Source organism: Streptomyces sp. NPDC054847, from assembly GCF_053610925.1.
Genome location: NZ_JBSGZJ010000261.1, coordinates 1 through 10,054, shown reverse-complemented (window position 1 = coordinate 10,054; position 10,054 = coordinate 1). Strand labels below are relative to the sequence as shown.

Below are 10,054 nucleotides of genomic sequence, written 5' to 3'. Positions count from 1 at the left end.
CCGGTGTCCCGGGCGGTGTAGATCTCGCCGGCCCGGTGGGAGACGAGCACGATGCTCACGCCGTCGACGGCGATGTGGTGGTAACGCTGGTGCCACACCACACGGTCGTCGGCGAGCCGCAGCAGCGCATGGCCGAACAGCGGCCCGTTCACCAGATCGGCCGGGCGGTCACGGTCGGCCTCCGCCCAGGCGGCAGCGGCGGCTTCGGGGTCGGCTTCGCCCCGCAGGTCGACGACGGGAACGTCGAAGGGACGGCGCGCGAGCGTCTGACGCGGTCCGCCCTCCGCCGGACCAATGCGCACATGCAGGCACTCGGCCTCCTCGAGCGCCTGCCGCACGGCGGTGCCCAGGCGGTCGACGTCGACGTCTCCGCGCAGGTCCAGGGCGAAGGAGACGTTGTAGGCCGAGCTGTCGGGGTCGAGCTGCTGGGCGAGCCAGATCCCGGACTGCCCACCGGTGACGGGTGCTCCGGCGGCGGAAGTCGGGTCCCACTCGGCGTCAGACATCGTGCGCATGGCCCTTTCCCTCATGGTGCGTCGATGGCGAGTCGTTGCGTGACCGTGCACGCCGCGCCCGCCCGGCGGAGGACGACCGCCGGACGGGCGGCAGGCGGGGAGACCGCGTCGCGGGAGGACGCGGAGGCGCTCCTACTTGATCGCCTCGAGCATCGGGACGACCTGGTCGATGGCGTAGGGGATCGACAGCACCGTGTTGAAGGAGAGCGCGGCGCCGATGTCCGGGCTGTCGTACGGCAGGAACAGGTCCCGCTTCTCCTGGTGGACCTTGGTCTTCTTGTAGAGCGGGTCGGCCTTCATGGCCTTCTCGGTGTCGGGTGTGCCGAGCCAGACGGTCCGGTCGGCCTCCATGACGTCGAGGCGTTCGGAGCTGAGGTCGGCGATGTTCTCCTTGCCGAGGGCGGTGCGGTACTTCTCCGAGGTGGTGAAGCCCATCTCGCTCAGGAAGATGACCTTGGGATCCTTGGGCGAGAAGGCGGAGAACTTGCCCGGCTCGTAGGGCTCGCCGACGGTGACCGTCAGGCCCTTCCATTCGGGGTGATCGTCGCGGACGGCCTTGAAGCGCGCGTCGATGCCGGCGATGAGCTTCTCGGTCTCGTCGTCCTTGCCGAGGGCCTTGCCGATCTGCTCGGTCATGACCTGCCACGGAGCCTGGTAGTCCTCGTGGCCCTTCGGCTGGGCGACCACCTTGGCGATCTTCGACAGGGTCTCGTACTGCTCCTTCTTCATGCCGGAGTACTGGGCCACGATCAGGTCCGGCTGGAGCGCCGCGATCTTCTCCATGTTGTACTCGTCGCGCTCGCCGACGATCTGCGGCGGCGTGGAGCCCCACAGGTCCTTGGTCCACGGCCACTTGCCGTACGGCTGCTCCTTGAACCAGTCGACGGAACCGACCGGCTTCACGCCGAGGGCCAGCACCGCGTCCTGGTCGGACAGGCCGAGGGTGACGACCTTCTTCGGCTCCGACTCGATGGTCGTGCTGCCGTACTTGTGCTCGACCGTGACCGGGAAGGCCGCCGAACTCGCCCCCGCCTTCCCGGACGGCTCGGCCGCGTCCTCGTCCGTGCCGCCGCCGCAGGCGCCGAGCACCAGGGCGGCGACGGCGGCCGCGACCAGGCGGGGAATGTGTCTGACGATCCTCGTCGGACCGGGGCGTGTACCAACGGACACGGGGCAGTTCCTTTCACGGGGTTTCACGGTGCGTCACGTCCGCCCGGTCCGACGCGTCGTCCGGGCGGGCATGAGTGAGAGAGGTCCGGATCAGAGGGACGAGCCGATCTCGTCGGCGGCGGCCCGCGGCGCGGCGGCCGGCCCCTCGCCCCGGTCGAGGATCGACCCAAGGATCTCGCCGACCCTGACGGCGGTGTTGGACAGCAGCGACGACGTGATGCCGTGCGTGTGCTCGGTGCCCCCCTGGAGGTAGATGCCGCACCGCAGTTGGGGGTCCGTCGCGACGCGGTAGTCACGCTCGACGCGGACGCGGCCCTCGTCGTCACGGTGGCAGAACTGCTGCACCTCGCCGAGGAGACCGAGGGTGTCGGCGGTCCGGTACCCGGTGGCGTAGACGACCACGTCGGCGTCCAGCGGCGTCCGTTCACCGGTGACCAGCGACTCGACGGTGGTGCGCACCTTGTCCGGCGTCTCCACGACGTCGGTGAGCCGGGACACCTTGAGGAACCTCAGGCGTTCGGTGCCGAGGACCTTCTCCTGGTACTCCTGCCGGTAGAGGTCGTCGATCAGATCGATGTCCACCACGGAGTAGTTGGTGTTGCCGTGGTAGCCGATCAGTTTGCGCTTGATCTCCTCCGGGGCGGTGAAGAACTCGTCGACCGCCTCCGGGTCGAAGATGCGGTTGGCGAAGCTGCTGTCGTCGGCGGGGCTGTAGCCGTAGCGGGAGAAGACCGCGCAGACCTCGGCCCGGGGGAAACGCCGGTGCAGGAAGGCGACGTTCTCCGCGGCGCTCTGCCCTGCGCCGACCACGATGAAGCGGGTCGGATCCGCTTTCTCCAGGCCGTCGACACGGGCGAGCAGGTCGGAGTTGTGCCAGATCCGGTCGGAGCGCTCGACGCCCTCCGGCATCTGCGGCCGCAGGCCGGTGCCGATCACGAGATTGCGGGCCCGGTGGACGACCAGTTCGGTGCCGGACCGGGCCGTCACATCCACGTACTGGACCACTCCGTCGACGACGACGGGCCGCACGGCGACGACGTCGTGCCCGTAGGACACCATGTCGTCCACCTTGGCCGCGGCCCACTCGAAGTAGTCGTGGAACTCGACCCGCAGCGGGAACAGGTTCTTGTGGTTGACGAAGTCGATCAGCCGTCCCTGACTCTTCAGGTAGCACAGGAAGCTGAACTCGCTCGCCGGATTGCGCAGTGTCACCAGGTCCTTGAGGAAGGACACCTGCATGGTGGCGTCGTCGATCAGCATGCCTCGGTGCCAGCCGAAGCGTGGCTGCCGCTCGAAGAAGTGAGCGGTGACCGCCTCCTGCCTGTCGACGCCTGCGTTGTGCTCACTGAGCGCGATCGCCATGGCCACATTGGACGGCCCGAAGCCGATTCCTATGAGGTCGTGGATCAGTGGTGCGTCGCCAGGAAGAGCCTGTGACATGTCACTCCCATCATGCGGGACAGCCGCCAGTCGGGCGTTGCGGAGAACGGGACCAGGCCACGCCGACGGAGCGGCGAGCGAGCGGAACTTAGGTAAAGCTAACCTGATCTCCCCTGCCTGTCGATGGGGTCAAAAAGAAAATCCGGCCGGCCGGTGGATCATTAACTCCCTTTACCGCTGGGGCCGTTGCGCGCTTAGGTAAGCCTTGCTTAACTGACGTCGGTCCATCGCCGCTCTGAGGAGGAAACCCCATGCGGGTCGTCATGTTCGGGTATCAGACCTGGGGGCACCGCACCCTGCAAGCGCTCCTGGATTCCGAACACGACGTGGTGATGGTCGTGACGCATCCCAGGAGCGAGCACGCGTACGAGAAGATCTGGAGCGACTCGGTCGCCGACCTGGCGGAGGAGCACGGCGTGCCGGTGCTGATCCGCAACAGGCCCGACGACGAAGATCTGTTCCTGCGCCTCGAAGAGGCCGACCCGGACATCATCGTCGCGAACAACTGGCGGACCTGGATCCCGCCGCGCATCTTCGGCCTGCCCCGCCACGGCACCCTCAACGTCCATGACTCGCTGCTGCCGAAGTACGCCGGCTTCTCCCCGCTGATCTGGGCGCTCATCAACGGCGAACCCGAAGTGGGCGTCACCGCGCACATGATGGACGACGAGCTCGACGCCGGCGACATCGTCGTCCAGCACGCCGTGCCGGTCGGGCCGACGGACACCGCCACCGACCTGTTCCACCGGACCGTCGACCTCATCGCCCCGGTCACCACCGAGGCGCTCGCCCTCATCGCCTCCGGGCGCACCGACTTCACCAAGCAGGACCGGTCGCAGGCGAGCTTCTTTCACAAGCGGTCCGCCGAGGACATCCGCATCGACTGGAACTGGCCCGCGGAGGACCTCGAGCGGCTGGTCCGCGCCCAGTCGGCGCCGTATCCGAGCGCCTTCACCTTCCACAAGGGCAAGCGCCTGGAGATCCTGGCCGCGGTCGTGTCCCAGGGCCGCTACGGCGGCACCCCCGGCCGCGTCTTCTACCGGGAGTCGGGCGGCGTGGTGATCGTCGCCGGGGCCGACGCCCGCACCGGCCGCAACCACGGTCTGGCGATCACCCGGGTACGGACGGAGGACGGCGACGAGATGGCCGCGACCGACTACTTCACGTCGATGGGCGGGTACCTCACGAGCCGTCCCTGACTACCGGACGAGCCGCGCCGCCTACGAGAAGCCCGCCGCGGCACGGCGCCCGCGCGCCGACGCCGCACGAGGGGGCGAGCGTCCCACCGGTCCCGAACACGGTGGAGGCCGTGCCATCACGCTCCGACACGGCCTCCGACCTGCGTTTCCGCACAGCGGGACGACAGGATGTGAACCGCCGCCCTGACGGCAGGGACGCCCCCCGTCACCGGTGGCGTGCTCGCTGCCGCGTGCTCACCTACCGCGAGCAGGGGACCCGGACCTGCGCGTGCCCGAACAACGCCCTCTCCCCGACCTCTGGGGACGGGGACCCTTGTGGTGGCACTGATGCATAGCGTGAGCGCTGGGAGCGTGCCCGCGGGGAGGTGTTACAACTGGGGTTGTGAGCCCGTCTCCTCTCCCGTACCCGGCGTTCCGGTGCGGTGGAACCTAGGCAGAAGATTCGGAAGCGTCGCCGGACAGGTCTTCGTCCTTCAGGTGGCGATCGTGGTGCTGCTCGCGGCCGGTGCCCTGCTGTCCCTGGTGCTGCAGTCTCGGTCCGACATCGAGCGCGAAGCGCGCAACCGGTCGGTTTCCGTGGCGCAGACCTTCGCGAGATCCCTGGGCCTGCAGGAAGCGCTGCGGTCGCCGGACCCGTCCGCGGTCCTGCAGCCCCTCGCCGAGGAGACGCGCGGGCCCGCGGGGGTGGACTTCATCGTGGTGATGGACACCCGCGGCATCCGCTACAGCCACCCTCAGCCGGACCGCATCGGCGAGCGGTTCGTCGGCACGATCGAGCCCTCGCTCGCCGGCCAGGTGCACACCGAGAGTGTGGAGGGGCCGCTCGGCAAGGAGATCCAGGCGATCGTGCCGGTCACCTCGCCAGAGGGCGAGGTCATCGCCCTGGTCTCGGCAGGTCTGACGGTGGAGAGCGTGACCGGTCTCGCCGAGCGCCAGCTTCCGGTCATCCTCCTGGCCATCACCAGCGGTCTGGCTCTGGCCACCGTCGGCACGGCGCTGATCAGCCGAAGACTGCGTCGCCAGACTCACGGCCTCGGCACGCATGAGATGACCCGCATGTACGAGCACCACGACGCAGTGCTCCACGCCGTCCGCGAAGGGGTGCTGATCACCGACGGCGAAGGACGGCTGCTCCTGGCGAACGACGAGGCCGGACGGCTGCTCGGCCTGCCGGACGACGCCGAAGGACGCCCCGTCGACAAGGTCGGCATGGATCCCCGGATGGCGGAACTGCTGCTGTCCGGCCGGGTGGCCACCGACGAGGTGCTGGAGGCCGGGGACCGGCTGCTCGTGGTCAATCAGCGGCCCACCCGCCCCCAGGGCCGCCCGCAGGGCTCGGCGGTCACCATCCGCGACTCCACCGAGATGCAGCTCCTGAGCAGCCGGGCGGAGACGGCCCGCAGGCGGCTCAAGCTGCTCTACGACGCCGGGGGTGAGGTCGGCACCACGCTCGACGTGGTGCGCACCGCGGAGGAACTGGCCGACGTCGCCGTCCCTCAGTTGGCGGACTTCGTCACGGTCGACCTGGCTGAGCCGGTGCTGAAGGGCGACGAGCCCGGCCCGGGCGACGACATGCGGCGCACAGCGGTCAGCGGCATCCGCTCCGATCACCCCCTGTACGCGCTCGGCAGTCTGATCGACTTCCTGCCGTCCACGCCGCAGGCCCGCGGATACGGCACGGGCGCAGCCGAACTCGTGCCCGATCTCCATGATGCGCCGGGCTGGCACGCCCAGGACCCGCCGCGGACATCGGCGATCGTCGGCTACGGGATCCACTCGCTCATCGCGGCTCCGCTGAAGGCCCGGGGCGTCGTGCTCGGGGTGGTCAACTTCTGGCGGTCGCAGAAGCCGGAGCCGTTCGACGAGGAGGACCTGTCCCTGGCCGAGGAACTCGTCGGCCGCGCCGCGGTCACCATGGACAACGCCCGCCGCTACACCCGCGAACACACTCTCGCCGTGACGCTCCAGCGCAGCCTGCTGCCGCAGGATCTGCCCGAGCAGAGTGCCGTGGACGTCGCGCACTTCTACCAACCCGCGCAATCCGGGGTGGGCGGGGACTGGTTCGACGTGATTCCCCTGCCGGGCAGCCGCGTCGGGCTCGTCGTCGGGGACGTCGTCGGGCACGGCCTGCACGCCGCCGCCACCATGGGACGGCTGCGCACGGCCGTGCACAACTTCTCCTCCTTGGACCTGCCGCCCGACGAACTCCTCGCCCGCCTCGACACCCTCGTCCAGCGTATGGACCAGGAAGGCGACAGCGCCGCCCCGAACGGCGGCGTCCTGGGCGCGACCTGCCTGTACGCCGTCTACGACCCGATCTCCCAGAACTGCACCATGGCACGAGCAGGACACATGCCGCCGTTCGTGGTCGCCCCTGACGGCTCGACGACGATCTCGGAACTGCCGGCCGGACCCCCGCTGGGGCTGGGCGGCATGCCGTTCGAGACCATGGAACTGCGCCTGGCGGAAGGCAGTCAGCTCGTCCTGTACACCGACGGGCTGGTCGAGGAGCGGAGCCGGGACATCGCAGAGGGCATGGAAATGCTGCGCACGGCTCTGAGCCACCCCGACCGGGACCCGCACGCCAGCCGCCGCGCCGTGCTCGATGCCCTGCTCCCCAGCTGCCCGTCCGACGACATCGCGCTGCTCATCGCCCGCACACGGACCCTGGGAGCCGGCCGGGTCGCACAGTGGGACGTGCCGTTCGACCCGAGCGCGGTCGGTGCCCTGCGCAGCCTCACGGCCGAGCAGCTCGAGGAGTGGGACCTGCAGGAACTCGCCTTCACCACGGAACTGATCCTCAGTGAGCTCATCACCAACGCCATCCGGTACGGCGCCGCGCCGGTCCGCGTCCGACTGGTGCGCGATCGCACCCTGACCTGCGAGGTGTGGGACGCCAGCAGTACCGCCCCGCACCTGCGGTACGCCGCCACCACGGACGAGGGAGGCCGGGGACTGTTCCTGGTGGCACAGCTCAGCGAGGTCTGGGGCACCAGGTACACACCGGAAGGCAAGGTCATCTGGGCCGAACAGGTCCTGCCCGCCGCCGGCAGTGCCCTCGCCTAGAGTGCGGTTCTCCGCTGACCGCCGTCGCCCTCAGGGGGCGCGCGCACGTCTGTCGGATCAGTTGAGTGCGCCGGCCCCCGCGGGTCGCCCAAAAACGATCAAGGGGCCGGTTCGGATTGCTCTGAACCGACCCCTGATCTGCGACTCTTTCGAGTCGGGACGACAGGATTTGAACCTGCGACCCCTTGACCCCCAGTCAAGTGCGCTACCAAGCTGCGCCACGTCCCGATGCCCGCCTGACCTGGGGTTTCCCCTGGCCGAACGCGCATGAGAACAATACCGCACTCAGGGCGCTGGTCACGAACCCGTATTCCAGGTTCGGCGCGCTTGACCTCAAGTGAACTTGAGGTTGCACGGTGGGTGTCATGACGAACACGGCTCTCTCCTCCGTATCCGCGGCTGCGCACTCCGAGGCGTCCGGCAGGCTGCCCGGCGCCCCCCGGCCCGGCTCCTCGCCCGGCTTCGGTGACCTCGGCCGACTGATGGCACTGATGACCGGCGACGAGAAGCACGGTCCCGCCGCGACCTCCACGCTCGACGCGCTCTGGGTCCTGTACGACCGTGTACTGCGCGTGACCCCGTCGACCGCCGACGCTCCGGAGCGTGACCGCTTCCTGCTGTCCAAGGGGCACGGGCCGATGGCGTACTACGCCGTCCTCGCCGCCAAGGGGTTCTTTCCGACGGAGTGGCTGCCGGGCTTCGGCTCGTACGACTCCCCGCTCGGCCACCACCCCGACCGCGTGCTCGTACCCGGGGTCGAGATCGGCAGCGGATCCCTCGGCCACGGTCTGCCGCTGGCCGTGGGCACCGCCCACGGGCTGCGGGCCCAGGGGCTGACCGACCCCCGGGTGTGGGTCCTGATCGGTGACGCCGAGCTGGACGAGGGCAGCAACCACGAGGCCATCGCCTACGCCGGTCCGGCCGGTCTCGAGCAACTGCACACGCTCGTCGTGGACAACGCGTCCGCCACCCACGGCTGGCCCGGCGGCATCGCCTCCCGGTTCGAGGCGGCCGGCTGGTCGGCGCAGACGGTCGACGGCAGGGACCACGAGGCGTTGTACGCCGCGTTCACGGCGCCGCACCCGGGGCGGCCACGGGCGGTCGTCGCCCGCGTCGAGCCCAAGAACGCCTGAGCACACCGCCACCGCCGAGAGGGGACTTCTCCACCATGGACACGATGCGTGACCGTTTCATCGCCACCACCTCCCGCCTGCTGGACGAGGAGCCGCGCACGGCTCTCGTCCTCGCGGAGATCAGCGCCGCCGGCTTCGAGCAGGCACAGCGCCGCCACCCCGACCGGGTGATCAACGTGGGCATCCGCGAGCAGCTGCTGATCGGCGCGGGTGGCGGCATCGCCCTCACCGGGATGCGGCCGATCATGCACACGTTCGCGAGCTTCCTCGTCGAGCGACCGTTCGAACAGGTGAAACTCGACTTCGGCCATCAGAACACCGGCGGGGTGCTCGTGAGCGCCGGCGCGTCGTACGACTGGCCGGCCGGGGGCTTCACCCATATGTCGCCGGGAGACGTCGCCCTGCTGGACACCCTCGACGGATGGACGGTCCATGTGCCGGGTCACCCGGACGAGGCAGAGGCGCTGCTCCGGCACGCGGTGACCGGCGACGGCCGGGTGTACGTGCGCCTGTCGCAGCAGAGCAACGCCGAGGCCCGGCCGGTCACCGGCGACCGGTTCCTCACCCTCCGCGAGGGCAGCGGCCCGGCGGTGGTCGCGGTCGGCCCGATGCTGGACAACGTCCTCGCGGCTACCGAAGGGCTCGACGTGAGCGTCCTTTACGCGACGACCGTGCGCCCCTTCGACCAGGAGGCGGTCCGGGCGGCGGCGGGCGGCCGGGGCGACGTGGTGATCGTCGAGCCGTATCTCGAGGGCACCTCGACCACGGCCGCGAACGACGCCCTGGCGGACGTGCCGCACCGGGTGCTGGGCCTCGGTGTGGCGCGGCGCGAACTGCGCCGGTACGGCACGATCGACGAGCACCTCGCCGCGCACGGCCTGGACCCGGCGTCCCTGCGGGCCCGGATCTCGGAGTTCGCCGGGCAGGGGGTCCGGGTCGCTCACCGCCGGAGCTGAGGAGCGGGCCCCATGACGATCACCGGCTGCTTCGCCGGGTCCAGGGCGCGCAGCAGCCCGCGCATGTGCTCCTCCTGGAACGAGATGCAGGCCTGGGTCGGACCCTCGTGGTCCACGTGGATCCAGACGCCGCTGCCCTTCTCCGGACCGAGCGGCCGCTCCTTGTCCAGCGGACTGGTCCCCGGGACGCGGTTGTAGTCGATGGCGATCACGTAGTCGAAGGAGCCTTCGAGGGGCTCGCCGAGGAAGCCGGTCCCGGGGGCGACGAACTCCTCGTCCTGGTCGTACGGCAGCAGGGTGCCGGGGTCCGGGGAACGGCCGCCGGCGTCGCCGAGGCCGAAGACCCCGATCGGAGTGCGCAGGTCGCCCGCGTGGTGGTCGTTCGTCCAGCCGCGCAGGGCGTTGTGCGCGGGCCACGGCCCGGCGACGGGCCGCCAGGAACCTCGGGCGTCGCGCTCGTAGAGCACGCCCTGAGACGTGCTCGTGTCGGCCGTCGGGCCGGACACGACCAGCGCCTGGCGGGTACCGCCGGGGATCCTCGAGCGGAAATCGGCGCCGAGGCCGGGGATCTGACG

The 10,054-nt window shown here is 70.1% G+C and carries 8 protein-coding genes and 1 tRNA gene; 4 read left to right on the top strand and 5 right to left on the bottom strand.

What is annotated here, in order from left to right:
* The 3 genes from ACWGH4_RS23135 to ACWGH4_RS23125 all read right to left on the bottom strand — a co-directional run.
* Positions 1 to 515, bottom strand: a 515-nt coding sequence (locus ACWGH4_RS23135) for a condensation domain-containing protein (RefSeq protein WP_453463962.1), incomplete at its 3' end; no start/stop codon positions are given.
* Positions 516 to 647: 132 nt separating this feature from the next.
* Positions 648 to 1,685, bottom strand: coding sequence for an iron-siderophore ABC transporter substrate-binding protein (locus tag ACWGH4_RS23130; RefSeq protein ID WP_453463959.1), 1,038 nt, complete (start codon positions 1,683 to 1,685; stop codon positions 648 to 650).
* A 90-nt stretch (positions 1,686 to 1,775) separates the two neighbouring features.
* On the bottom strand, positions 1,776 to 3,125 hold the full coding sequence (locus ACWGH4_RS23125) for a lysine N(6)-hydroxylase/L-ornithine N(5)-oxygenase family protein (RefSeq protein ID WP_453463956.1): 1,350 nt from the start codon (positions 3,123 to 3,125) through the stop codon (positions 1,776 to 1,778).
* A 251-nt stretch (positions 3,126 to 3,376) separates the two neighbouring features.
* Between ACWGH4_RS23125 and ACWGH4_RS23120 the strand changes: the two genes are divergently transcribed.
* Positions 3,377 to 4,324: a methionyl-tRNA formyltransferase gene (locus ACWGH4_RS23120; RefSeq protein WP_453463953.1), complete on the top strand. Its 948-nt coding sequence runs from the start codon at positions 3,377 to 3,379 to the stop codon at positions 4,322 to 4,324.
* A gap of 477 nt (positions 4,325 to 4,801) precedes the next feature.
* A complete protein-coding gene (locus ACWGH4_RS23115) occupies positions 4,802 to 7,390 on the top strand; it encodes a SpoIIE family protein phosphatase (protein ID WP_453463950.1) in 2,589 nt (862 codons plus the stop codon).
* A 154-nt stretch (positions 7,391 to 7,544) separates the two neighbouring features.
* On the opposite strand, the gene ACWGH4_RS23110 is transcribed toward ACWGH4_RS23115, so the two are convergent.
* Positions 7,545 to 7,618 (bottom strand) — tRNA-Pro (locus tag ACWGH4_RS23110).
* Between the two features lie 137 nt (positions 7,619 to 7,755).
* Between ACWGH4_RS23110 and ACWGH4_RS23105 the strand changes: the two genes are divergently transcribed.
* The gene (locus ACWGH4_RS23105) at positions 7,756 to 8,523 is read left to right on the top strand and encodes a transketolase (protein ID WP_453463947.1); all 768 of its coding nucleotides are present in this window, start codon (positions 7,756 to 7,758) and stop codon (positions 8,521 to 8,523) included.
* 35 nt (positions 8,524 to 8,558) lie between these two features.
* A complete protein-coding gene (locus tag ACWGH4_RS23100; protein WP_453463944.1) occupies positions 8,559 to 9,479 on the top strand; it encodes a transketolase family protein in 921 nt (306 codons plus the stop codon).
* Here the strand turns inward: ACWGH4_RS23100 and ACWGH4_RS23095 are convergent.
* A partial coding sequence (locus ACWGH4_RS23095; protein ID WP_453463941.1) for a hypothetical protein occupies positions 9,464 to 10,054 on the bottom strand: 591 nt, incomplete at its 5' end. The two genes, ACWGH4_RS23100 and ACWGH4_RS23095, sit on opposite strands and share 16 nt — an antisense overlap.